The sequence below is a fragment of the Mycobacterium sp. pUA109 genome (assembly GCF_041287095.1).
Lineage (GTDB): Bacteria > Actinomycetota > Actinomycetes > Mycobacteriales > Mycobacteriaceae > Mycobacterium.
The window spans coordinates 38,480-61,859 of record NZ_JBGGKS010000026.1 but is presented as its reverse complement, the minus strand read 5'-3'; the positions used below and the strand labels follow the sequence as shown (position 1 = coordinate 61,859).

Genomic DNA, 23,380 nt, shown 5'->3' with positions numbered 1-23,380 from the left:
GCGGTGGCGCCTCAGGGGCTGCGGTGCCGTTCCATCAGCGACACCTGGTGGTCGCGCACCGTGTGACCGGCCTGCGGTGACGCCGTCCATTGCCCTTCCGGCCCCAGTTCCCAGCACCGGGTGGCCGGATCCAAGGCCGAGGTGAACATGTCGTCGAGCTGTGCGGTCAGCCGCGGGTCTTTGACCTGAACCATCACCTCGACGCGGCGGTCCAGGTTGCGGTGCATCATGTCGGCACTACCGATCCAGAACTGGTTGATCGCGCTGAAGTGGATGACCCGCGAATGTTCGAGGAATCGGCCCAGAATCGAGCGGACGACGATGTTTTCCGAGAAGCCCGCCACGCCCGGTCGCAGGGCGCAGATGCCGCGCACCACCACCTCGACCCGCACACCGGCCCGTGACGCGCGATACAGGGCGTCGATCACCTGCTCGTCGACCAACGCGTTGAGTTTGAGCCGGATCCGGCCGTTGCCGTTATCGCGGTGTGCGGCAACCTCTTGCTCGATGCGGTCGATGATGCCGGCGCGCACCCCGTGCGGGGCGACCAACAGGTTGCGGTAGGTCAGCTGGCGCGAGTAGCCGGTGAGCGAGTTGAACAAGTCGGTCAGGTCGGCGCCGACATCGGGCGCGGCGGTGAGCAGTCCGATGTCCTCGTAGAGCCGTGCGGTCTTGCTGTTGTAGTTGCCGGTCCCGATATGGCAGTAGCGGCGGATGGTGGACCCCTCGCGGCGCACCACCAACGCCGTCTTGCAGTGGGTCTTGAGCCCGACTAGCCCGTAGACCACGTGCACGCCCGCCTGCTCCAGTTGACGGGCCCACCGGATGTTGGCCTGTTCGTCGAACCGCGCCTTGATCTCGACCAGCGCCACCACCTGCTTGCCGGCTTCGGCGGCGTCGATCAGCGCGGTGACGATCGGTGAGTCACCGGAGGTGCGGTACAGCGTTTGTTTGATCGCCAACACATTGGGATCGGCCGCGGCCTGTTCGATGAAGCGCTGCACGCTGGTGGAAAACGAATCGTAGGGGTGATGCACCAGCACGTCGCCTTCGCGCAGGGTCGCAAAGATGCTCTTGGGTGTTTCCCGTTCGGCGAACGCCGGATGCGTCGCCGGGACGAAGGTCCGATCTTTGAGCGCCGGACGGTCCAGCCGGTAGATCTGCCACAGCGACGACAGATCCAGCAGTCCGGGCACGTCGATGACGTCGCCGGGGTGCACGTCGAGCTCGCGCAGCAACAGCTCGAGCATGTTCTCGGTCATGTCGTCGGACACTTCGAGCCGGACCGGTGAACCGAACCGCCGGCGGGCCAATTCCCGTTCCAGCGCCTGCAGCAGGTCCTCGTCACGGTCCTCTTCGACCTCGAAGTCGGCGTTGCGGGTGATCCGGAACACGTGATGTTCGACGATTTCGAGGCCCTGGAACAGCACCGGGAGGAAGGCGGCGATCAGCTCCTCCATCGGCAGGAACCGCGCGACGGCGTCGTCGCCTTCGCGCGGGCGCAGTTCGACGAAGCGGTCGACGTTGTCGGGCACCTTCACCCGGGCGAAATGCTGTCCGCCGTCCTCGGGCCGCTTCACGGTGACCGCCAGGTTCAGGCTCAATCCGCTCACGAACGGGAACGGGTGGGCGGGATCGACGGCCAGCGGCGTCAGCACCGGGAAGACCTGGTCGTGGAAGTACTCCGAGAGTTGCTTGCGTTCGGCGTCATCCAGATCAGCCCAGGTGACGATGTGAACGCCCTCCTCGGCCAGGGCGGGCCGCACCGAATCGAGGAAGACCCGGGCATGCCGGGTGGCGATCTGCTGGGTCTGCTCACCGATGCGGCGCAACTGCTCGCGCGGCGTCAACCCGTCGGCGGACCGGACCGACAAGCCCATCTCGTCGCGGCGTTTGAGGCCGGCGACCCGGACCATATAGAACTCGTCGAGGTTCGAGGCGAAGATCGCCAAAAAATTGGCCCGCTCCAGCAACGGCAACGACGTGTCGGCGGCCAGCGCAAGCACCCGGGCGTTGAAGTCCAACCAGCTCAGCTCGCGGTTGAGGTAGCGGTCCTCGGGCAGGGCGTCGTCGGCGCTGATGGCGGTGGCGGTGGCCGCCGGCGGTGCCGCCGGGGTCGAGTCACCCGGGTGCCACTCGGTCTGGTCGGTGCGCACCTCGACTTCTTCGGTTTCGGTCACCTAGAAATCATTACTCATCACACCGGGACGCTGCCACCGCTGCGGCGTTAACGTGCGGTGATCGCGCGGGCGGTGGCGGGCCCGACCCCCAGGATGCGGGCGGCGGCCAGATCGTCCGGGGTGTCGATATCGCAGCGCAAACCCGGCCAGGCGCCGGTCAGCTCGACCGCACCGGTGCGCCGGTGCCGGGTCGAGGAGTCCCGCCCGAACTGGGGGTCGAGGGCGGTGCCGAAGGCGAACAGCGCCGCGGTGCCCGTCCCGTGCCGGTCGGCGACGAAACTGCGCTGATGGGTGCGGGCCGCCACAATCGCCTCGGCCAGTTCCTGGCTCTGCAGGGCAGGCAGATCTCCCTGCAGCACAACCAGATTCGAGACTAGCGGGGTCAACGCCCGCTCGGCGGCGGCGATCGCGTGGTTCAACGGGTCCGGGTGCCCGTCGGGGGTGGGGTCGACCAGCACCCGCGCGCCGAGCTGCGCCGCCGCCGCGGCGGCGGCATCGTCGGGGGTGACGACGGTGATACCGCGCAGCGCGTCGACGCGCGCCGCCGCGGTGACGGTGTCGATCAGCATGGCCAACACCACCCGTTCCCGGGTGCGGGCCGAAAAGATCGGCGCCAGCCGGGTCTTGGCCGCCGTCAACCGCTTCACGGCGATGATCAAGCCGACATCACCGAGTTCGTCGGCCCGCATGCTTCCCACGTGCGCCCATCCTGCCAGCGTTGCCCTCGCTGCCACGCCCCGCCGCCTGCCATCATGCAGGTATCCGCCCGACGGCCATTAAGGTGGCTCGCGGGTGGCAGCGGGAGGTGAACGCATGACCGGCAGTGAAGGCGCCGTCGCGGTGATGGGTGCCGGCGCGTGGGGGACGGCACTGGCCAAGGTGCTGGCCGACGCCGGGAGTGCGGTCACCCTGTGGGCGCGGCGGCCCGCGGTCGCCGCGACGATCAACGACACCGGCTATAACGCCGACTACTTGCCCGGGGTGCAGCTGCCCCCGGGGATCCGGGCCACCGACGACGCCGCCGCGGCGCTCGAGAATGCGACCACGGTGCTGCTCGGCGTCCCGGCGCAGACCCTGCGCGCCAACATCGAGCCGTGGGCACCGCTGCTGGCCGAGGGCGCCACGCTAGTCAGCCTGGCCAAGGGCATCGAGTTGGGCACCCTGATGCGGATGAGCCAGGTCATCGTCGCGGTCACCGGGGTGGACCCGTCTCAGGTGGCGGTGCTGTCCGGGCCGAACCTGGCCAGCGAGATCGCCGCCGGTCAGCCCGCGGCCACCGTCATCGCCTGCAGCGACTCCGGTCGCGCGGTGGCGCTGCAGCGGATGCTCAACGCCGGATACTTCCGCCCGTACACCAACGCCGACGTCATCGGCACCGAGATCGGCGGCGCCTGCAAGAACGTGATCGCGCTGGCTTGCGGGATGGCGGCCGGGGTGGGGTTGGGCGAAAACACGCTGGCCGCGATCATCACCCGCGGGCTGGCCGAGATTATCCGGCTCGGTATTGCGCTGGGCGCCAAAGGGGCGACGCTGGCCGGGTTGGCCGGGGTGGGGGACCTGGTGGCGACCTGCACCTCGCCGCGGTCCCGGAATCGGTCCTTCGGTGAGCGGCTGGGGCACGGCGAGACGTTGACCGCGGCGCTGCAGGCCGGTGGGGGACACGTGGTCGAGGGGGTGACGTCGTGCCAGTCGGTGCTGGCGCTGGCCGCCAGCTACGACGTGGAAATGCCGCTCACCGACGCCGTGCACCGGGTGTGCCACAAGGGCTTATCGGTCGACGAGGCGATGGCGCTGCTGCTGGGGCGCCGCACCAAGCCGGAGTAACCATGCGGCCCGGTCAGTACGGCGATTCGACTCGCAGCGTCAAAGCGGTGAGCCCGCCGGCCGTCCCGGGCCAGCCGGTGGCGGCCGCGCCGGTGCCGGCGTCGGCCTTTCATCTGTCCAGCGACGAAACCGCCGAGCTCGACACCTACGGCCGCAGTTCCAATCCGACGTGGCGGCAGCTGGAGTCGGGTTTGGCGGAGCTGGAAGGTGCGACGGCGGCATTGGTGTTCGGCTCCGGCATGGCGGCGATCACCGCCGCGCTGCGCGCGCTGACCACACCCGGGTGTGTGCTGGTGATACCGGCCGACGGCTACTACCAGGTTCGCCGCTATGCAGCGGAATATCTTGCGCCCCTGGGTATTACGGTGATCGAGGCGGGAGCTGCCCAGCTGTGCGACGCGGCCGCGGGCGCCGACGTGGTGCTGGCCGAAACCCCCACCAATCCCGGGCTGGACGTGGTCGATCTGCATCGGCTGGCGACGATCTGCCGCGGCCGCGGCGCCACCTTGGTGGTGGACAACACCGCCGCCACCCCGCTGGGCCAGCAGCCGCTGTCGTTGGGCGCAGACCTGGTGGTGGCCAGCGCCACCAAGGTGTTGGCCGGTCACAGCGACGTGGTGGCCGGCTATGTGGCCGGCGGCCGGCCGGAGCTGTTCGCCGCCGTGGAATCCGAGCGGCTGCTGGCCGGACCGATCCTGGGTGCCTTCGAGGCGTGGCTGGTGCTGCGCAGCCTGGGCAGCGCCGGTCTGCGATTCGAGCGGCAATGCGCCAACGCGCAGGCCCTCGCGACGATGTTGCGGGGCCATCCGGCGGTGCGTCGGGTGCGCTATCCCGGGCTGCCCGACGATCCGGCCTATCCGGTGGCCGAGGCGCAGATGTCGCGGTTCGGCTGCCTGGTGGCGGTGGAGTTGGCCGACGCGGCCGCCGTGCACGCGCTGGTGCAGTGCAGCGAGCTGCTGATCGCCTCCACCAGCTTCGGGGGCATTCACACCACGGTGGACCGGCGCGCCCGGTGGGGCGACCCGGTCCCCGAGGGTTTCGCCCGGATCGCGCTGGGCATCGAGGACACCGACGACCTGCTCACCGACGTGTCCCGCGCGCTGGCCTGATGGCCCGGCCCCGTCGCCGGGCGGGACCAGAAACCGCAGCTCACGGCCGGGGTGCCGGGCCCGGGCGGGCCCACCAGGTAGCCTCTCTAGGTTGTGACCGCTGGTAGCCGCACCCGTGTCGCCGTCGTCTTCGGCGGCCGCAGCAACGAGCACGCGATCTCGTGTGTGTCGGCCGGCAGCATCCTGCGCAACCTGGATCCGCAGCGTTTCGAGGTGATCGCGATAGGCATCACCCCGGGCGGCTCCTGGGTGCTCACCGACGGCGACCCGGACGCGTTGGCGATCAGCAACCGCCAGCTGCCCGCGGTGACGCCGGCGTCCGGTGCGGCGTTGGCCCTGCCCGCCGACCCGCAGCGCTCCGGCCAGCTGGTGGCGTTGTCGCCCGGCGCCGGGGAGGTGCTGGCCTCGGTGGATGTGGTGTTCCCGGTGCTGCACGGTCCGTACGGCGAGGACGGCACCGTCCAGGGGCTGCTGGAGCTGGCCGGGGTGCCGTATGTGGGCGCCGGGGTGCTGGCCAGCGCCGCCGGCATGGACAAGGAGTTCACCAAGAAGCTGCTGGTGGCCGAGGGGCTGCCGATCGGCGCGCACGCGGTGCTGCGGGGATCGCAGCCGACGCTGGACGCTGCGCAGCGGGAGCGGCTGGGGCTGCCGGTCTTCGTCAAACCCGCGCGCGGCGGCTCCTCGATCGGGGTCAACCAGGTGTCGCAGTGGAGCGAGCTGCCCGCCGCCATCGCCGACGCCCGCCGCCACGACCCGAAGGTGATCGTCGAAGCCGCGATCGCCGGCCGGGAGTTGGAGTGCGGGGTGCTGGAGTTCCCCGACGGCTCGGTGCGGGCCAGCACGATCGGCGAGATCCGGGTGGCCGGGGTGCGGGGTCGGGAGGACTCCTTCTACGACTTCGCCACCAAATACCTCGACAGCGGAGTCGCCGAGCTGGACGTGCCCGCCAAGATCGACGACGACGTCGCCGACGCGGTGCGGGCGCTGGCCGTCCGGGCGTTTCGGGCCATCGACGGCCAGGGGCTGGCCCGGGTGGATTTCTTCCTCACCGAGGACGGGCCGGTGATCAACGAGGTCAACACCATGCCCGGGTTCACCACCATCTCGATGTACCCGCGGATGTGGGCGGCCAGCGGCGTGGACTATCCCACCCTGCTGGCCACCATGGTGGACACCGCGCTGGCCCGCGGCACCGGCCTGCGCTGACCGGCCTAACCCACCGGCGCCGGATTGATCGGCACCGCGGCGAGGGTGGCCGCGATGAGATCGGAGAGCTGCTGGATGGGGGTCGGGCCCGACCCCGGCGGCAACGTCAACGCCACATACACCGGCCGGTCCACGGCGTACCAGGTGGTGCGGTCCTCGACGCCCACCCGGAACCACTGCACGGCGTTGACCACCTGGATCGGGGCGCTCGCGACGAAGTCGGCGGGCCGGTCCAGCCCGCAGCGCAGCACCACCGGCTCGCCGTCGCCGTCGGGACGCCAGGCGGCCGCGCCCGCGGGGGCCGGCTGGGCCACCTCGGCGCGCCGAAAGTCGCCGAGCTGCGGGGGCAGCGCGTCGAGCAGGGCGTGACAGGACGGGTCGGCGGCGTGCGGCGCCGGGACCGCGGCCAGGGCGACCGGTTGCTGCGCCGCCCGGTGGGACGCCGCCACCGCCAGCACCACCCCGACCGCGGCGACGGCCAGCAGCAGCGCGGCGATCAGCGCCGCGCGTGGGGGGCCGTCGGCCTCGGTCATCGCGTCGCCTCCTCGCCTGCGCCGCCTACACTCCAGCTGTGAACCGGGAGCCTGACCCCACCTTGGGCCAGTTGGGAGAGTTTCCCATGATCGACCGGCTGACCGCCGACCGCCGCCAGCCGGACACCACGTTGCTCGGTCCCGGCGACGACGCCGCGGTGGTGTCCGCCGCCGACGGGCGCACCGCGGTGTCGACCGACATGTTGGTGGCCGGCCGGCACTTTCGGCTGGACTGGTCGACCCCGCACGACGTCGGCCGCAAGGCGATCGCGCAAAACGCCGCCGACATCGAGGCGATGGGCGCGCGGGCCACCGCGTTCGTGGTGAGCTTCGGCGCCCCCGCCGACACCCCGGCCGCCCACGTCAGCGCGCTGGCCGACGGCATGTGGGCCGAGGCCGCGCGGCTGGGCGCCGGCATCGTCGGCGGCGATCTGGTCCGCTGCCCGCAGTGGGTGGTGTCGGTGGCCGCGCTGGGCGACCTGGACGGCCGCGCGCCGGTGCTGCGCTCGGGGGCGCGGGCCGGATCGGTGCTGGCCGTGGCCGGCGAGCTGGGTCGCTCAGCCGCCGGGTACTCCTTGTGGCACAACGATATTCGTCGATTCGACGAGTTGCGGCGACGGCATCTGGTGCCCGAACCGCCGTACGGTCAGGGCCGGCGCGCCGCCGAGGCCGGGGCCCAGGCGATGACCGACGTCTCCGACGGCCTGATCGCCGACCTGGGCCACCTCGCCCACGCCTCCGGGGTGGGCATCGACGTCAGCCTCGACGCGTTGGCGCCCGACCGCGACGCGCTGCGGGCCGCCGCCGACGCGGTGGGCGAGGACGCGTGGTCGTGGGTGCTGGGCGGGGGAGAAGACCACGCCCTGGTGGCCTGCTTTGCCGCCGCCGTGCCGGCGGGGTGGCGGGTGATCGGGCGGGTGTTCGACGGCCCGGCCCGGGTGCTCGTCGACGGCCGGGAGTGGGACGGGCACCCGGGCTGGCAGTCGTTCGACGGGTAGCTGATTGGTCTGGTTATTGACCAATCCTGGGCTAGACTTCGGTCTATGACGATCGCCTCCACACCGGTCCCATTGTCCGAGGCCAAAGCCCGGCTTTCCGAGCTCGCCCGGCGGGTCCGTCAGCAACACGAGCGCATCACTTTGACCCGCAACGGGGAGGCGGAGGCCGTCTTGCTGTCCGTGGATGACCTCGAGGGCATGGAGATGACATTGGAGATTCTCGGTGACCCCGACGCCGTTGGGCGGATCTCGGAGAGCCTGGCAGCGTTGAGCCAGGGCGAGCCCGGCGTGGATATGGCGACCGTTCGTCGGGATCTGGCGCGTCGTCGCACCAGCGGGGCGTGACCGCACCGGAGCAGCGTTACGAAATCCGATTTCAGGCTGCGGCACGAAAAGCAATTGCCCAGCGGCTTCCGGAAGCTGTCGCTGCTGCCGTGCTGAAGTTTTGCGATACCGCGCTTGCCGCCAACCCGCGTCGGGTCGGCAAGTCGCTGTTCGGGCCGCTGGTCGGGTGTCACGCGGCCCGGCGGGGCACGTATCGCATCGTCTACCGAATCGACGAGGCCAGCCGCGTGGTGCACGTCCTCGACGTCGACCACCGTTCGCGGATCTACCGTCGGGACCGCCCTGACCGCTGGGCATCGTCAATCGGCCTGGGAGCCCCTACGTTCAGTGCGCCGGTCTAGGGTGTTGCGGGTGACTGCACGCCCGCTCAGTGAACTCGTCGAGGAAGGTTGGGCCGCCGCCCTGCAGCCGGTCGCCGACCAGGTCGCCGCCATGGGGAAATTCCTGCGAGAGGAGATCGCGGCCGGGCACCACTACCTGCCCGCCGGCCCGAACGTGTTGCGCGCCTTCACCTCTCCGTTCGACGCGGTGCGGGTGCTGATCGTCGGGCAGGATCCGTACCCGACGCCCGGGCATGCGGTGGGGCTCAGCTTCTCGGTGGCCCCGGAGGTGCGGCCGTTGCCGCGCAGTCTGGAGAACATCTTCGCCGAATACGCCAGCGATTTGGGTTATCCACGGCCGTCGTGCGGGGACCTCACCCCCTGGGCCCAGCGCGGGGTGCTGCTGCTCAACCGGGTGCTCACCGTACGGCCGGGCAACCCGGCGTCGCACCGCGGCAAGGGCTGGGAGGCGGTCACTGAGCGCGCGATCCGGGCGCTGGTAGACCGCCGGCAACCCATGGTGGCCATCTTGTGGGGCCGCGACGCATCGACGCTGAAACCGATGCTGGCCGGCCAATGCGTCGCGATCGAATCCCCGCATCCCTCGCCGTTGTCGGCGTCCCGCGGGTTTTTCGGGTCGCGGCCGTTCAGCCGCGCCAACGAGCTGCTGGCGCAAATGGGCGCCGACCCGATCGACTGGCGGCTGCCTTAGTTCAGCCATAAAACCAGGAAGCCAGTAAACTGGCTTCGTGAAGACCACGCTGGATTTGCCCGACGAGCTGATCCGCGCGATCAAGGTACGCGCAGCTCAGCAGGGTCGCAAGATCAAGGATGTGGTGGCCGAGCTACTGCTCCGCGGCCTGCAGAGTGGTGAACCGGCGGGTGTGCCCGCACAGCGGGTGCAGCTGCCGCTGGTGCACTGCGCACGCCCGGCTCGCCCCGAGTTGACGCCGGAACGCGTTGCCGCCGCCCTGGTCGACCAGGATGCCGAGTGGGCCGCCGCGGGTGATGATGCTGCTGTGTGACACCAACGTCTGGCTGGCGTTGACGCTTTCTGCGCACACGCATCACCCGGCCGCGCGGGCCTGGCTGGACACCGTCGACGAGCCCGCGGCCATCCACTTCTGCCGGGCAACGCAACAGTCGTTCCTCCGATTGCTGACGAACCGCACGGTCCTGGGTGCCTACGGCAACGCCGCGCTGACCAACGCCGAAGCCTGGTCGGTGTATGCCGCGTTGCGGGCCGACGATCGCGTCACGATGACCGCTCAGGAGCCCAGCGGTGTGGAGGCCAGGTGGAGAACATTCGCGGTTCGCGATTCCGCCTCACCCAAGGTCTGGATGGACGCCTATCTGGCCGCGTTCGCTGTCTCCGGCGGATTCGAATTGGTCACCACCGATACCGCTTTCCGGCGGTACCCGGGAATCGCGCTCCGGGTACTAGGTCAGTCGTGACAATTGCTCGAGGGCATCCGTGAGTGTGCGGCCTCATCCGCCCACACCGGCGTGTCGCGGATAAAGCTGCACAGCCGGCGGCCAGCGGCACTTAGCCGCGGGTGACTTTCCCGGCCTTGATGCAGGAGGTGCAGACGTTGAGCCGCTGCTTGTTGCCGCCGGGGCGGGTCACGGCGTGCACGGTCTGGATGTTGGGGTCCCAGCGCCGGCTGGTCCGGCGGTGCGAATGCGACACCGACTTACCAAAGCCGGGGTGCTTCCCGCAGATATCGCACACGGCAGCCATAACTGAACTCCTCGAAACGTCTGCTTGAGGGCCAACGACCGTAAGGGTGACCCGACAACCCGATAAGGATAGCCGTCGCGGCGGGCAAGTGCCAAAACGATCAACACCCGGCCCCGACCTTATGACCAGTGCTGTCGGCGTCACTGGCTAGGCTGGCGCCCATCGGAGGCGCGAGGAGGTGGGGCATTGGTGCGACGGTCGGAACGGCTGCTGGACGCGGCCGCGCTGCGTGATTGGGCCCACACCGCGGTCGGTGACCTGATCACGCACACCGACGAGATCAACCGGCTCAACGTCTTCCCGGTCGCCGACGCCGACACCGGCATCAACATGCTGTTCACCATGCGGTCGGCGCTGGCCGAAGCCAGCTCCGAGGCCGGCTCGGGGGACGTGGCCCGGGTCGCGGCCGCGTTGTCGGTGGGCGCCATCCACGGGGCCCGCGGCAACTCCGGGGTGATCTTGTCCCAGATTCTGCGCGGCCTGGCCGACGTCACCGCCAGCGCGGCCGCCGACGCCGACGGCGAACTGCTCGACATCAACCCCGCCGTGCTCGGGGCGGCGCTGCGCCACGGCGTCGCCCTGGTCGTCGCCTCGATGGGCGGTCAGGAGGTCCCGGGAACCATCGTCTCGGTGCTGCGGGCGGCCGCCGAGGCCGTCGAACACTGCGCCAGCGACGGGGAGGACCTACCGGCCGCGGTCGCCGCCGCCGGCGACGCCGCGGCCGTCGCGCTGGAGAAAACCCCCGAGCAGCTCGAGGTGCTCGCCGACGCCGGAGTGGTGGACTCCGGCGGGCGCGGCCTGCTGGTGCTGCTCGATGCGCTCAGTGCGACGATCACCGGGCGCGCCCCGGCCCGAACCGTCTACGAACCGGCGCCGCGGGCACCGCAGCCGCAGCCCCCCGCGGCGACCCCCGGCCCGCAATTCGAGGTGATGTACCTGCTGCACGGCTGTGACGCCGCGGCCGCCGATGTGCTGCGCGACCGGCTCGGGCAGCTGGGGGAGTCGGTGGCGATCGCCGCCGCCGGCGCCGACGCCGACGGATATTCGGTGCACGTGCACACCGACGACGCCGGCGCCGCGATCGAGGCGGGGCTGGCCTTCGGGCGCCCCAGCCGCATCCAGATCTCGGCGTTGATGCCCGGCGCGAGCGGCCTGCCGCCGGGCAGCTGGGTGCGGGAACGGGCCGTGCTGGCCGTCGTCGACGGCGACGGCGCCGCCGGGCTGTTCGGTGGGGAGGGCGCCTGCGTGCTGCGCCCCGACCCCGACGCCGCCGACCCGACCATCATCAGCGCGCATCAGCTGCTGCGCGCCCTGGTCGACACCGGGGCCGCGCAGGTGATGGTGTTGCCCAACGGCTACGTGGCGGCTGAGGAGCTGGTGGCGGGGTGCACCGCGGCCATCGGCTGGGGCATCGACGTGGTGCCGGTGCCCACCGGATCCATGGTGCAGGGCCTGGCCGCGCTGGCCGTGCACGAGGCGGATCGCCCGGTGGTCGACGACGGGTACAGCATGGCGCGGGCGGCGGGCGCGGCCCGGCACGGGTCGGTGCGCATCGCCACCGAGGAGGCGCTGACCTTCGCCGGGGCGTGCCGACCCGGTGATGGCCTGGGCATCGCCGGCGACGAGGTGTTGATCGTGGCCGACGACGTCGCCGCGGCGGCGATCGGCCTAATCGACCTGCTGTTGGCCGCCGGCGGTGAGCTGGTGACGGTGCTGGTCGGTGACGGCATCACGGCCACGGTGGGCGGGATTCTGGAAGCCCATGTGCACGACCATCATCCGGGAACCGAGTTGGTGGCCTACACCACCGGGCACCGCGGCGACGCGCTGTTGATCGGGGTCGAGTAGCCGTGGTGGCGCTCGGCGACCGGCTGGACTACGTGGTGGGCGCCCGCTCCGCCGACCGGCTCAACGAAGTCTTCGGCATCCGGACCGTCGACGATCTGCTGCGGCACTATCCGCGCAGCTACGTCGAGGGCACCACGGTGCGCGGCGCCGACGACGAGCGGCCCCCCGCCGGCGAACACATCACCATCGTCGACACCATCACGAACGCCGTGATGCGGGACATGACCAAACGCAAGGGCCAGTACCTGGTGATCACCGTGGGGCGCGGTCGAAGCAAGGTGACCGCCACCTTCTTTAACGCCAAGGGCCTCAAGTGGAAGCTCACCCCGGACACCAAGGTGATGCTGTCGGGGGAGGTGGGCTACTTCCGCAACACCATGCAGCTGACCCACCCGGACTTCCTGGTGCTGGATGCGTCGCAAAAATCGAACTTCGGCAGCGATTCGCTGCGCAACATCGCCGAGGCGTCGCAGGCGATCAGCGGGGAAGTGCTGCAGTCGGAGTTCGAGCGCTCCTGCTACCCGATCTATCCGGCCAGCACCAAGCTGCAGAGCTGGGACATCTTTGCCTGCGTGCGCCAAGTGCTCGAAATGCTCGACCCGGTCCCCGATCCGTTGCCGGAGGCGTTTCGCGCCGAGCACGGACTCCTCGGTGAGCAGGAGGCGCTGCGCGCCATCCATCTCGCGGAAAGCGACACGGAGCGCCAGCGCGCCCGTCACCGGCTGACGTTCGACGAAGCCATCGGCCTGCAGTGGGCGTTGGTGGGCCGCCGCCACGGCGAACTGTCCCGGTCCGGGCCCGCGGCACCGCACCGCTCCGACGGGTTGGCGGGACAATTGTTGCGCCAGTTGCCGTTTGAATTGACCGACGGTCAGCGTGCGGTGCTCGAGGTGCTGCACCGCGAAATCGCCGCCACCCGCCCGATGAACCGGCTGCTGCAGGGGGAGGTTGGATCGGGTAAAACCATTGTGGCGGTGGCGGCGATGCTGCAAATGGTCGACGCCCAGTACCAGTGCGCACTGCTGGCGCCGACGGAAGTCCTTGCCGCCCAGCATGTTCGATCCATCCGTGACGTGCTCGGACCGCTGGCGATGGGTGGTCAGCTGGGCGGGGCCGACGACGGCATCCAGGTGACGCTGCTGACCGGCTCACTGTCACCGGCGCACAAGAAGCAGGTTCGCGCCGAGATCACCAGCGGCCAGGCCGGGATTGTGGTGGGCACCCACGCGCTGCTGCAGGACGCGGTGGAGTTTCACCGGCTGGGCATGGTGGTGGTCGACGAGCAGCACCGGTTCGGGGTCGAGCAGCGAGACCAATTGCGTGCCAAGGCCCCCGACGGAATCACCCCGCATCTGCTGGTGATGACCGCGACGCCGATACCGCGCACGGTCGCGCTGACCGTCTACGGCGACCTGGAGACCTCGACGTTGCGCGAACTGCCGCGCGGACGTCAACCGATCACCACCAACACGATCTTCGTCAAGGACAAGCCGACCTGGCTCGGCCGGGCCTGGCAGCGCATCCGCGAGGAGGTCGCCGCCGGGCGGCAGGCCTACGTGGTAGCCCCCCGCATCGACGACACCGACAGCGCCGAGGAGGACGGCAGACCCTCGGCTACCGCCGCCGAGCTGTTCGCCCGGCTGGGCTCGGGCGAGCTGGCCGGCTTGCGGCTGGGCCTGATGCACGGACGGCTCAGCGCCGAGCAGAAGGACGCCGCCATGGCGGCGTTTCGGGCCGGCGACACCGATGTGCTGGTCTGCACCACGGTGATCGAGGTCGGTGTCGACGTGCCCAATGCCACCGTCATGGTGGTGATCGACGCCGACCGGTTCGGCATCAGCCAGTTGCACCAGTTGCGCGGCCGGATCGGGCGGGGCAGTCATCCCAGCCTGTGCCTGTTGGCGACCTGGGCCTCGGAAGGCTCCAAGGCCGGCCAGCGGCTGCAGGCGGTGGCCAACACGCTGGACGGGTTCGCGTTGGCCGACCTGGATCTCAAGGAACGCCGCGAAGGTGATGTGTTGGGCCGCAGCCAGTCCGGGCGCGCCGTCACCTTGCGGATGTTGTCGCTGGCGGACCACATCGACATCATCGAAGCCGCCCGCGACTTCTGCACCCGCGCCCACGAGAGCAATCCGGCCGATCCCGGATTGGCGCTGCTGGCGGCGCGGTTCATCGACAGCGAACGCATCGAATACCTGGACAAGTCATGACCGCCGGCGACGACGCAGAGCGCAGCGACGAGCAGGAGCGCAGATGAACCGCAAAGCGCTGCTGTGGCTTTCTGCGCTGACCGTGCTCGCGGTGGTGGTCGCCTATCAGGTGGTGTCCTCGGCGGGCAGCCACGCCAACGAGTTCCGCGCCCGGGCCGGCGTGCCGACCGTGCACGCCGGAGCCGACGTGTTGACCGGAATCACCGTGGTCGGTGCCCGCACGCATCGCTACGGCTACCACCGCGCGGCCTACGGCGACGCCTGGGATGACGAGAACGACGCCCCCGGCGGGCACAACGGATGCGACACCCGCGACGACATCCTCACCCGCGACCTGGTCGACAAGACGTTTGTGTCGACCAAACGGTGTCCCAACGCGGTGGCCACCGGCACCCTGCACGACCCCTACACCAACGTCACCGTCGCGTTCCGGCGCGGCGCCCAGATCGGGGCGTCGGTGCAGATCGACCACATCGTGCCGCTGGCGTTGGCCTGGGACTTCGGCGCCGACGCCTGGCCGTTCCGCCGACGGCTGCGGTTCGCCAACGACCCGGCCAACCTGCTGGCGGTGCAGGGGCACGCCAACCAGGACAAGGGCGACGCGCAGCCCGCGCTGTGGATGCCGGCCAATGCCGCGTTTCACTGCCAGTACGCGATGCAGTTCATCGCGGTGCTGCGCGGGTACGCGCTGCCGGTCGATCGGCCGTCGTCGGAGGTGCTGCGCACCGCGGCGGCCACCTGCCCGACCGGGTAGGGGGCCCTCCTAGATAGCGCGAGCAGACGTAAAAGCCCCCAAATCGGCGGAGATTTGGGGGCTTTTACGTCTGCTCGGCGGGCTTAGCCGGCGTAGGTCAGCGGGTCCTCGCGGAACCGGGTGCCGTCGTTGAGCCCGTTGAGGGCGTCCATGTGCTCGGCGGCCAACTCGAAATCGAAGATGTCCAGGTTGGCCGCGATGCGCTGCGGGTCGGTCGACCGGAACACCACCGCGTTGCCCAGCTGCACATTCCACCGCAGCAGCACCTGCGCGGGGGTGCGGCCGTACTCACCGGCCACCGACGTCACCGTCGGGTTGTCCAGCAGCCGGCCGACACCCAACGGGCTGTAGGCCTGGGTGACGATGTTGTGGCTGGTGTTGGCGCTGCGCAGCTCGGCCTGGTTGAGTAAGGGGTGCAGCTCGATCTGGTTGACCGCCGGCGTCTCGAAGCTGAGGTCGATGACGTCGGACAGCTGCTCGTCGGTGAAGTTGCACACCCCGATCGAGCGGGCGTGGCCCTCGCCCCGGCACTGGATCAGCCCGCCGAAGCTGGCCACGTACTCGCCCAGCGGCGGGGCGGGCCAGTGGATCAGGTACAGGTCGACATAGTCGAGGCCGAGGCGTTCCAGGCTGGCGTTGCAGGCCCGCTGTGAGGCCTCGAAGCCCTGGTCGGCGTTGGCCAGCTTGGTGGTGACGAACAGCTCGGCGCGGGGAATGCCCGACGCCGCGATCGCCCGGCCCACGCCGGCCTCGTTGCCGTAGACCGCGGCGGTGTCAATGGACCGGCAGCCCACTTCCAGGGCCGCGGCCACCGCGCGTTCGGCGTCGGCATCGGAGAGTTCACCGACGCCGACACTGAGCACCGGCAAGGTGTTCTCGTCGTTGAGACCGATGGTCGGGACAGCGGCGTCCGCACCAGACGTCATCTCACCTGCCTGTGTAGTTGAAGGTTCGTGGATCGGGGCCCCGTCGGGTGCCGTCGTCGAGCGAGGATATCGAAGCCATCTCCTCGGTGCCGAGTTCGAAATCGAACACGTCGAAGTTGCTCTCAATCCGTTCAGGATGGACCGACTTGGGGATCACGATATTACCGAGTTGGATATGCCACCTAATCAGCACTTGGGCCGGGGTTCGACCGCACGCGTCGGCGACGGCGGTGATCGTCGGGTGCGACAGCAGCTCGCCCTGGCCTAGCGGCGCCCACGCTTCGGTGGCGACGCCCAGCCGGGCGTGCGCTTCCCGCAGCGCGGTCTGCGGGAACCGGGGATGCAGCTCCACCTGGTTGACCGCGGGCACGATCCCGGTGGCGTCGATCAGTGCCCGCAGGTGTTCGGGTTCGAAATTGCTGACCCCGATGGACCGGATCCGGCCCTGGTCGCGCAGCTGGGCGAAGGCCTTGAAGGTCTCCACGAACGTGTTGAGCTGCGGGCACGGCCAATGGATCAGGTACAGATCCAAATAGTCGACGCCGAGCCGGTTCATGCTGGCGTCGAAGGCCGCCAGGGTGGCGTCATAGCCCTGATTGGCGTTCCACAGCTTGGTGACCAGGTAGACCGCCTCCCGCGGCAGGCCCGATCCGGCGATCGCGGCGCCGGTCTGGCGCTCATTGCCGTACAGTGCCGCGGTGTCGATATGGCGATAGCCGACCTGCAGCGCGGTGGCCACCGCCTGCTCGGTGTCGTCCGGCGGAATCTTGTAAACGCCGAATCCAACGGCGGGAATCGAATTACCGTCGTTGAGCGTGACTAAGGGAGCAGTCATGACACAGAGTGTGCCAGGCACGCGGTCCGCGCAGTCGGCGTCGCGGCCGAGGCGGTGGGCGGGCCGGCTGTCCCGCCCCGCGACCAGCGTGGGCCTGAAGGTCATGCCCTGGATCCCGCCCGGGATCAAGTGGCTGATGGCCGGCGGGCGGTCGGTCACCATCGACGGCAACACCTTGGACCGCACGCTGCAGGTGACGCTGGCCGGGCAGCGGGCGATGGGCATCAACGGCCTGATCATCGGCGGCGATCCGGTGTTGTCCCGGGCCCAGATGCGGCAGACCTGCCAGGCGATGGGCGGCGGCCAGATCCACGTCGCGGTGCGTGACCTGACGCTGCCCGGACCCGCCGGCGAGATCCCCGCCCGCCACTACCGTCCGCCCGGCGCGGACCCGGCGCCGCTGCTGGTGTTCTACCACGGCGGCGGATTCGCCATCGGCGACCTGGACACCCACGATGCGTTGTGCCGGCTGACCTGCCGCGACGCCGGCATCCACGTGCTGTCGATCGACTACCGGCTGGCGCCCGAGCATCCCGCCCCGGCCGCCGTCGACGACGCCTACGCCGCGTTCGGCTGGGCGCACGCCCACGCCGCGGACCTGGGCGCGGTCCCGGGCCGGGTCGCGGTCGGCGGCGACAGCGCCGGGGCGAACCTGGCCGCCGTGGTGGCCCGGCTGGCCCGCGACGCCGGTGGCCCGGCCCCGGTGCTGCAGTGGCTGCTGTATCCGATCACCGACGCCACCGCCCAGACCCGGTCGCGCACCCTGTTCGGGGACGGTTTCCTGCTGACCAAGCGCGACATCGACTGGTTCCAGGACCAGTACCTGGACGGCTCCGAGTTGGCGCCGACCGACCCGCGGGTGTCGCCGCTGCTGGCCGAGGACCTGTCCGGGCTGGCGCCGGCGCTGATCGCCACCGCCGGGTTCGATCCGCTGCGCGACGAGGGGGAGCAGTACGCGGCCGCGCTGCGTGCCGCCGGCACGGCCGTTGACCTGCGGGCCATGGGCTCGCTGTGCCACGGGTTCGCCAGCCTGTTCCCGCTGGGCGGCGACAGCGCCGTCGCGACAGCGGAGTTGATCTCGGCGCTGCGCGCGCACCTCAGCCGGGGCTAAACGGGCCAGGTCGTCGCCGGTACTCTGGTAACGCCGTCGTCGGCACACGCCGCGACCGTCCCCGCAACCAGCACACGAGGATCAGCGAACCTGTGGCCAACAAACCCAAACGCCCCGCGCGCTTCGACCTGCAGGCCGCCGGTCGCCGGCGCAATCTGATCATCCAGATCTCGCTCATCGCGCTCGTCGTGATCTTCGCGGTGGCCGTGGTCGGCTACATCGTCTACAAGAAGCCGCCCACCGGGGACCGGGCGGTGCGGGTGACGTCGGAGAAGCTGATCAAGGACGACAGCGGCCAGCCCAAGGCCGTCATCACGTTCTACGAGGACTTCCTGTGCCCGGCGTGCGGCAACTTCGAGCGGGCGTTCGGCCCGACGATGTCCCGGCTCATCGATACCGGGGCCGTCGCCGCCGACTACCACATGGTCGGCATCTTGGACCGGGCCGCTAACGACCACTACTCCTCGCGCGCCGGGGCGGCGGCCTACTGTGTCGCCGACGAGAACATCGACGCCTTCCGCCGGTTCCACACCGCGCTGTACACCGAGCAGATCCAGCCCGCCGAGGTCGGCGGGAACTATCCGGACGACACCCGGCTGATCGAAATCGCCCGCCAAGCCGGCGTGATCGGCCACGTGCCGGACTGCATTCACAGCGGTAAATACCTCAAGATGGTCAAAAACATGGCCAAGGTCGCCGAGATCCACGCCACCCCGACGGTGCGGATCAACGGCGCGGACTACAAGTGGTCGACACCGGACGCGCTGGTCGCCAAGATCAAGGAAATCGTCGGCGACGTGCCGGGTCTCGAGTCGGTGGCGGCCCGGCAGGCATCGTGACCGACACGGTGTCGGTGCCCGCGCCGACCGAGGCATCCGGCGACCCTGCGCCGGGGGTGCCGGTCGCCCCGCTGAGCGCCTGGTGGGTGCTGGTCGCCGGGGTGATCGGTCTGATCGCCTCGGTGACCCTGACGGTGGAAAAGATCCGGTCGCTGGCCGACAAAGGCTATGTGCCGTCGTGCAATATCAACCCGGTGCTGTCGTGCGGGTCGGTGATGGTCACCCCGCAGGCGTCGCTGCTGGGCTTCCCCAACCCGCTGATCGGGATCGCGGCGTTCACCGTCGTGGTGGTCACCGGCGTGCTGACGGTGACGAAAGTGCGTCTGCCGCAATGGTATTGGGTGGGAATGGCGGCCGGGACACTGGTCGGCGCGGGGTTCGTGCACTGGCTGATCTACCAGAGCCTGTACGTGATTGGCGCGCTGTGCCCGTATTGCATGGTGGTGTGGTCGATCACCATCCCGTTGCTGGTGGTGTTCGCATCTATTGCAGATCAACCGATCCGTGGACACAAAATTTTGCAGGTTTTGCACCGGTGGCGGTGGACGCTGACTGCGTTATGGTTCATCGCGTTGATCATGTTGGTTTTCATTCGATTTCAGGATTACTGGTCGACGCTGATTTGAGAGGTGCCCTGTGATCTCCAAAGTGCTGGTCGCCAACCGCGGCGAGATAGCCATCCGCGCGTTCCGTGCCGCCTACGAACTGGGTGTGGGCACCGTCGCGGTCTATCCCTACGAGGACCGCAACTCGGTGCACCGGCTCAAGGCCGACGAGTCGTATCAGATCGGTGAGGTGGGCCACCCGGTGCGGGCCTATCTGTCGGTCGACGAAATCGTCGACACCGCACGCAGCTGCGGCGCCGACGCGGTGTATCCCGGGTACGGCTTCTTGTCGGAGAACCCGGAGCTGGCCGCCGCCTGCGCGGCGGCGGGCATCACGTTTGTCGGGCCGAAAGCCGAAGTGCTGGAGCTGACCGGCAACAAGTCCCGGGCGATCGCGGCCGCCCGGGAGGCCGGGCTGCCGGTGCTGAGCTCGTCGGCGCCGTCGGCGTCGGTGGACGAGTTGTTGGCGGCGGCGGCCGACATGGAGTTCCCGGTGTTCGTCAAGGCCGTCGCCGGCGGCGGGGGCCGCGGGATGCGTCGGGTCACCGAAATCGGCGCGCTGGCCGAGGCGATCGAAGCCGCCAGCCGGGAGGCCGAATCGGCGTTCGGGGATCCGACCGTCTACCTTGAGCAGGCGGTGATCAACCCGCGCCACATCGAGGTGCAGATCCTGGCCGACAACCACGGCAACGTGATCCACCTCTACGAGCGGGACTGCAGCGTGCAGCGCCGCCACCAGAAGGTCGTCGAGCTGGCGCCGGCGCCGAACCTGGATCCGGCGCTGCGGGAGAAGATCTGCGCCGACGCGGTCGCGTTCGCGCGCCACATCGGCTACAGCTGCGCGGGCACCGTCGAGTTCCTGCTCGACCAGCGCGGCCACCACGTGTTCATCGAGATGAATCCGCGGATCCAGGTGGAGCACACCGTCACCGAGGAGATCACCGACGTCGACCTGGTCTCCAGCCAGTTGCGCATCGCCGCCGGCGAATCCCTGGACGATTTGGGGCTCAGCCAGCAGGCGATCGCCCCGCACGGTGCGGCGCTGCAGTGCCGGATCACCACCGAGGACCCGGCCAACGGGTTCCGGCCCGACACCGGCCGGATCAGCGCGTACCGCAGCCCGGGCGGCGCCGGCATCCGGCTGGACGGCGGCACCAACCTGGGGGCGGAGATCAGCGCCCACTTCGACTCCATGCTGGTCAAATTGAGCTGCCGGGGCCGCGATTTCACCACCGCGGTGAACCGGGCGCGCCGCGCCATCGCCGAGTTCCGGATCCGCGGGGTCTCGACGAACATCCCGTTTCTGCAGGCGGTGCTCGACGACCCGGATTTCCAGGCCGGCCGCATCACCACGTCGTTCATCGATGAGCGCCCGCAGCTGCTGACCGCCCGGTCCTCGGCGGACCGCGGCACCAAGATCCTCAACTACCTGGCCGATGTCACCGTCAACGCCCCGCACGGTGCCCGGCCGTCGGCGGTGTACCCGCACGACAAGCTGCCGGAGATCGATCTGGACGCCCCGCCGCCGCCGGGGTCCAAACAACGGCTGATGCAGCTGGGGCCGGAGGGCTTCGCCCGGTGGATGCGGGAGAGCCGCGCTGTCGGGGTGACCGACACCACGTTCCGCGACGCGCACCAGTCGCTGCTGGCCACCCGGGTGCGCACCAGCGGGCTGCTGAAGGTCGCACCGCACATCGCCCGGCTGACGCCGCAGCTGTTGTCGATGGAGTGCTGGGGCGGGGCAACCTACGACGTGGCGTTGCGGTTCCTCAAGGAGGACCCCTGGGAGCGGCTGGCCGCGCTGCGGGAAGCGCTGCCCAACATCTGTCTGCAGATGCTGCTGCGGGGCCGCAACACGGTCGGCTACACGCCCTATCCCGAGTTGGTGACGTCGGCGTTCGTGGAAGAGGCCACCGCGACGGGCGTGGACATCTTCCGCATCTTCGACGCCCTCAACAACGTCGAGTCGATGCGCCCGGCGATCGACGCGGTGCGCGAAACCGGTTCGGCCGTCGCCGAAGTCGCGATGTGCTACACCGGCGACCTGTCCAACCCGGACGAGCAGATCTACACCCTGGACTACTACCTCAAGCTCGCCGAGCAGATCGTCGACGCCGGGGCGCACGTGCTGGCCATCAAGGACATGGCCGGGTTGCTGCGGGCACCGGCGGCCACCACGCTGGTCGGCGCGCTGCGCAGCCGGTTCGACCTGCCGGTGCACGTGCACACCCACGACACCCCCGGTGGTCAGCTGGGCACCTATGTGGCGGCCTGGCAGGCCGGGGCCGACGCCGTCGACGGCGCCGCCGCCCCGATGGCCGGCACCACCAGCCAGCCGGCGCTGAGTTCGATCGTGGCCGCCGCCGCGCACAGCGAATACGACACCGGGCTGTCGCTGCGCGCGGTGTGCGATCTGGAGCCGTACTGGGAGGCGCTGCGCAAGGTGTACGCGCCGTTCGAATCCGGGCTGCCCGCCCCGACCGGGCGGGTGTATCGCCACGAAATCCCGGGCGGCCAGCTGTCCAACCTGCGCCAGCAGGCGATCGCGCTGGGGCTCGGTGATCGCTTCGAACAGATCGAAGAAAGCTACGCCGCCGCCGATAGGGTGCTGGGCCGGCTGATCAAGGTCACCCCGTCGAGCAAGGTGGTGGGGGATCTGGCCCTGGCGCTGGTCGGCGCCGGGATCACCGCCGACGAATTCGCCGCCGACCCAGCACGCTTCGACATCCCCGAGTCGGTGATCGGGTTCCTGCGCGGGGAGTTGGGGGATCCGCCCGGCGGCTGGCCCGAACCGCTGCGCAGCACCGCGTTGGCCGGCCGGGGTCCGGCCCGCCCGACCGAGGCGCTGTCGGCCGAAGACGAGGCCATCCTGGCCTCGGCGGGGCCGAAACGGCAGGCCACCCTCAACCGGCTGCTGTTCCCCGGCCCGACCAAGGAATTCGAGGCGCATCGGGAGCTTTACGGCGACACCTCGCAGCTGTCGGCCAACCAGTTCTTCTACGGGCTGCGGCACGGCGAGGAGCACCGGGTGCAGCTGGAGCGCGGTGTGGAGCTGCTGATCGGGCTGGAAGCCATCTCCGAGCCCGATGAGCGGGGGATGCGCACGGTGATGTGCATCATCAACGGGCAGCTGCGCCCGGTGCTGGTGCGCGACCGCAGCATCGCCAGCAGCGTTCCGGTGGCCGAGAAGGCCGACCGCACCAACCCGGGCCATATCGCCGCGCCGTTCGCCGGCGTGGTCACCGTCGGGGTGGCCGAGGGTGACGCCGTGGAGGCCGGGCAGACCATCGCCACCATCGAGGCCATGAAGATGGAGGCCGCGATCACCGCGCCGGCCGCCGGCACCGTGGCGCGGGTGGCGGTGTCGGCCACCGCCCAGGTCGAAGGCGGGGATCTGCTGGTGGTGGTGAGCTGACGCGGATCGTTGGCGGCGTCGCCGGGGGCCGGCGGATCGCGGTCCCGCCGCGCGGCACCCGCCCGACCACCGATCGGGTGCGTGAAGCGCTGTTCAACGTGTTGACCGCGCGGCTGGACCTGACCGGGATGGCGGTGCTGGATCTGTACGCGGGTTCCGGCGCGCTGGGGCTCGAGGCGCTCTCCCGCGGCGCGGCCTCGGCGCTGTTCGTGGAGTCGAATCAGCGGGCGGCGGCCGTCCTGGCCCGCAATATCGCCGACCTCGGGCTGCCCGGGGCCACCCTGCGCCGCGCACCGGTGGCCGCGGTGCTGGCCGCCCGGCCTGCGTCCCCGGTGGATCTGGTGTTCGCCGACCCGCCCTACGAGGTTCCCGCCGCCGACATCGAGGCCGTGGTCGCCGCGCTGACCGCCGGCGGCTGGGCCGCCGCGGGCACCGTACTGGTGCTCGAGCGCGGGCTGTCCAGCCCCCCGGCGAGCTGGCCGCCGGACTGGGAGCGGTGGCCGCCGCGGCGCTACGGCGACACCCGGCTGGAGCTGGCCGAACTGGTGTAGCCGGGCTGCTAGCGTCACGTGCCATGGCCG

The 23,380-nt window shown here is 70.1% G+C and carries 23 protein-coding genes; 17 read left to right on the top strand and 6 right to left on the bottom strand.

From position 1 onward, the window contains the following. Positions 1 to 11 precede the first annotated feature (11 nt). Both ACAG26_RS23960 and cofC read right to left on the bottom strand, forming a co-directional pair. Entirely contained in the window at positions 12 to 2,180 is a 2,169-nt protein-coding gene (locus ACAG26_RS23960; protein ID WP_370485565.1) for an RNA degradosome polyphosphate kinase, read from the bottom strand. 47 nt (positions 2,181 to 2,227) lie between these two features. Beyond that, entirely contained in the window at positions 2,228 to 2,869 is a 642-nt protein-coding gene (cofC, locus tag ACAG26_RS23955) for a 2-phospho-L-lactate guanylyltransferase (protein WP_370485594.1), read from the bottom strand. 124 nt (positions 2,870 to 2,993) lie between these two features. On the opposite strand from cofC, the gene ACAG26_RS23950 reads away from it, so the two are divergent. The 3 genes from ACAG26_RS23950 (at position 2,994) to ACAG26_RS23940 (ending at position 6,319) form a co-directional block, all read left to right on the top strand. Next, the gene (locus ACAG26_RS23950) at positions 2,994 to 4,004 is read left to right on the top strand and encodes an NAD(P)H-dependent glycerol-3-phosphate dehydrogenase (RefSeq protein ID WP_370485564.1); all 1,011 of its coding nucleotides are present in this window, start codon (positions 2,994 to 2,996) and stop codon (positions 4,002 to 4,004) included. Positions 4,005 to 4,006: 2 nt separating this feature from the next. Beyond that, positions 4,007 to 5,113, top strand: coding sequence for a cystathionine gamma-lyase (locus ACAG26_RS23945; protein ID WP_370485563.1), 1,107 nt, complete (start codon positions 4,007 to 4,009; stop codon positions 5,111 to 5,113). Between the two features lie 93 nt (positions 5,114 to 5,206). Next, positions 5,207 to 6,319: a D-alanine--D-alanine ligase family protein gene (locus ACAG26_RS23940; RefSeq protein WP_370485562.1), complete on the top strand. Its 1,113-nt coding sequence runs from the start codon at positions 5,207 to 5,209 to the stop codon at positions 6,317 to 6,319. Positions 6,320 to 6,324: 5 nt separating this feature from the next. Here the strand turns inward: ACAG26_RS23940 and ACAG26_RS23935 are convergent, their stop codons facing one another. After that, positions 6,325 to 6,852, bottom strand: coding sequence for a DUF3515 domain-containing protein (locus tag ACAG26_RS23935; protein ID WP_370485561.1), 528 nt, complete (start codon positions 6,850 to 6,852; stop codon positions 6,325 to 6,327). Positions 6,853 to 6,890: 38 nt separating this feature from the next. On the opposite strand from ACAG26_RS23935, the gene ACAG26_RS23930 reads away from it, so the two are divergent. From ACAG26_RS23930 to ACAG26_RS23905, 6 genes are read left to right on the top strand one after another with little or no spacing between them, the layout of a single operon-like run. Continuing rightward, positions 6,891 to 7,850, top strand: coding sequence for a thiamine-phosphate kinase (locus ACAG26_RS23930; protein WP_370485560.1), 960 nt, complete (start codon positions 6,891 to 6,893; stop codon positions 7,848 to 7,850). Positions 7,851 to 7,895: 45 nt separating this feature from the next. Continuing rightward, positions 7,896 to 8,195 (top strand): type II toxin-antitoxin system Phd/YefM family antitoxin, encoded by a 300-nt coding sequence (locus tag ACAG26_RS23925; RefSeq protein WP_370485559.1) that lies wholly within the window; start codon positions 7,896 to 7,898, stop codon positions 8,193 to 8,195. After that, entirely contained in the window at positions 8,192 to 8,536 is a 345-nt protein-coding gene (locus ACAG26_RS23920) for a type II toxin-antitoxin system RelE/ParE family toxin (protein WP_370485558.1), read from the top strand. Before ACAG26_RS23925 ends, ACAG26_RS23920 begins: the two co-directional genes overlap by 4 nt. 10 nt (positions 8,537 to 8,546) lie before the next feature. Beyond that, the gene (locus ACAG26_RS23915; RefSeq protein ID WP_370485557.1) at positions 8,547 to 9,227 is read left to right on the top strand and encodes a uracil-DNA glycosylase; all 681 of its coding nucleotides are present in this window, start codon (positions 8,547 to 8,549) and stop codon (positions 9,225 to 9,227) included. A 37-nt stretch (positions 9,228 to 9,264) separates the two neighbouring features. After that, a complete protein-coding gene (locus ACAG26_RS23910) occupies positions 9,265 to 9,540 on the top strand; it encodes an antitoxin (protein WP_370485556.1) in 276 nt (91 codons plus the stop codon). Next, entirely contained in the window at positions 9,527 to 9,970 is a 444-nt protein-coding gene (locus ACAG26_RS23905; protein ID WP_370485593.1) for a TA system VapC family ribonuclease toxin, read from the top strand. Before ACAG26_RS23910 ends, ACAG26_RS23905 begins: the two co-directional genes overlap by 14 nt. A 91-nt stretch (positions 9,971 to 10,061) precedes the next feature. On the opposite strand, the gene rpmB is transcribed toward ACAG26_RS23905, so the two are convergent. Then, positions 10,062 to 10,256: a 50S ribosomal protein L28 gene (gene rpmB / locus ACAG26_RS23900; RefSeq protein WP_071024654.1), complete on the bottom strand. Its 195-nt coding sequence runs from the start codon at positions 10,254 to 10,256 to the stop codon at positions 10,062 to 10,064. 210 nt (positions 10,257 to 10,466) lie between these two features. Between rpmB and ACAG26_RS23895 the strand changes: the two genes are divergently transcribed. The 3 genes from ACAG26_RS23895 to ACAG26_RS23885 are packed head-to-tail and all read left to right on the top strand — an operon-like array spanning position 10,467 to position 15,068. Then, positions 10,467 to 12,104, top strand: a complete 1,638-nt coding sequence (locus ACAG26_RS23895) for a DAK2 domain-containing protein (RefSeq protein ID WP_370485592.1) — start codon at positions 10,467 to 10,469, stop codon at positions 12,102 to 12,104. 2 nt (positions 12,105 to 12,106) lie between these two features. Continuing rightward, positions 12,107 to 14,314 (top strand): ATP-dependent DNA helicase RecG, encoded by a 2,208-nt coding sequence (gene recG / locus ACAG26_RS23890; protein ID WP_370485555.1) that lies wholly within the window; start codon positions 12,107 to 12,109, stop codon positions 14,312 to 14,314. Between the two features lie 43 nt (positions 14,315 to 14,357). Next, positions 14,358 to 15,068, top strand: a complete 711-nt coding sequence (locus ACAG26_RS23885; RefSeq protein WP_370485554.1) for an HNH endonuclease family protein — start codon at positions 14,358 to 14,360, stop codon at positions 15,066 to 15,068. A gap of 83 nt (positions 15,069 to 15,151) precedes the next feature. Here ACAG26_RS23885 and ACAG26_RS23880 read toward each other — a convergent pair whose 3' ends face one another. Together ACAG26_RS23880 and ACAG26_RS23875 are read right to left on the bottom strand one after the other, a co-directional pair. Continuing rightward, positions 15,152 to 15,994: an aldo/keto reductase gene (locus tag ACAG26_RS23880; RefSeq protein WP_370485553.1), complete on the bottom strand. Its 843-nt coding sequence runs from the start codon at positions 15,992 to 15,994 to the stop codon at positions 15,152 to 15,154. A gap of 1 nt (position 15,995) precedes the next feature. Continuing rightward, positions 15,996 to 16,829 (bottom strand): aldo/keto reductase, encoded by an 834-nt coding sequence (locus ACAG26_RS23875; protein ID WP_370485552.1) that lies wholly within the window; start codon positions 16,827 to 16,829, stop codon positions 15,996 to 15,998. Between ACAG26_RS23875 and ACAG26_RS23870 the strand changes: the two genes are divergently transcribed. The 5 genes from ACAG26_RS23870 (at position 16,828) to rsmD (ending at position 23,350) form a co-directional block, all read left to right on the top strand. Beyond that, positions 16,828 to 17,940: an alpha/beta hydrolase gene (locus ACAG26_RS23870; RefSeq protein WP_370485551.1), complete on the top strand. Its 1,113-nt coding sequence runs from the start codon at positions 16,828 to 16,830 to the stop codon at positions 17,938 to 17,940. The genes ACAG26_RS23875 and ACAG26_RS23870 overlap by 2 nt on opposite strands. 92 nt (positions 17,941 to 18,032) lie before the next feature. Continuing rightward, positions 18,033 to 18,779, top strand: coding sequence for a DsbA family protein (locus ACAG26_RS23865; RefSeq protein WP_370485550.1), 747 nt, complete (start codon positions 18,033 to 18,035; stop codon positions 18,777 to 18,779). An 8-nt stretch (positions 18,780 to 18,787) separates the two neighbouring features. After that, positions 18,788 to 19,405 (top strand): vitamin K epoxide reductase family protein, encoded by a 618-nt coding sequence (locus ACAG26_RS23860; RefSeq protein ID WP_370485590.1) that lies wholly within the window; start codon positions 18,788 to 18,790, stop codon positions 19,403 to 19,405. A gap of 10 nt (positions 19,406 to 19,415) precedes the next feature. Then, a complete protein-coding gene (locus ACAG26_RS23855; protein ID WP_370485549.1) occupies positions 19,416 to 22,799 on the top strand; it encodes a pyruvate carboxylase in 3,384 nt (1,127 codons plus the stop codon). After that, positions 22,796 to 23,350, top strand: coding sequence for a 16S rRNA (guanine(966)-N(2))-methyltransferase RsmD (gene rsmD, locus ACAG26_RS23850; RefSeq protein ID WP_370485589.1), 555 nt, complete (start codon positions 22,796 to 22,798; stop codon positions 23,348 to 23,350). Before ACAG26_RS23855 ends, rsmD begins: the two co-directional genes overlap by 4 nt. Positions 23,351 to 23,380: the final 30 nt, after the last annotated feature.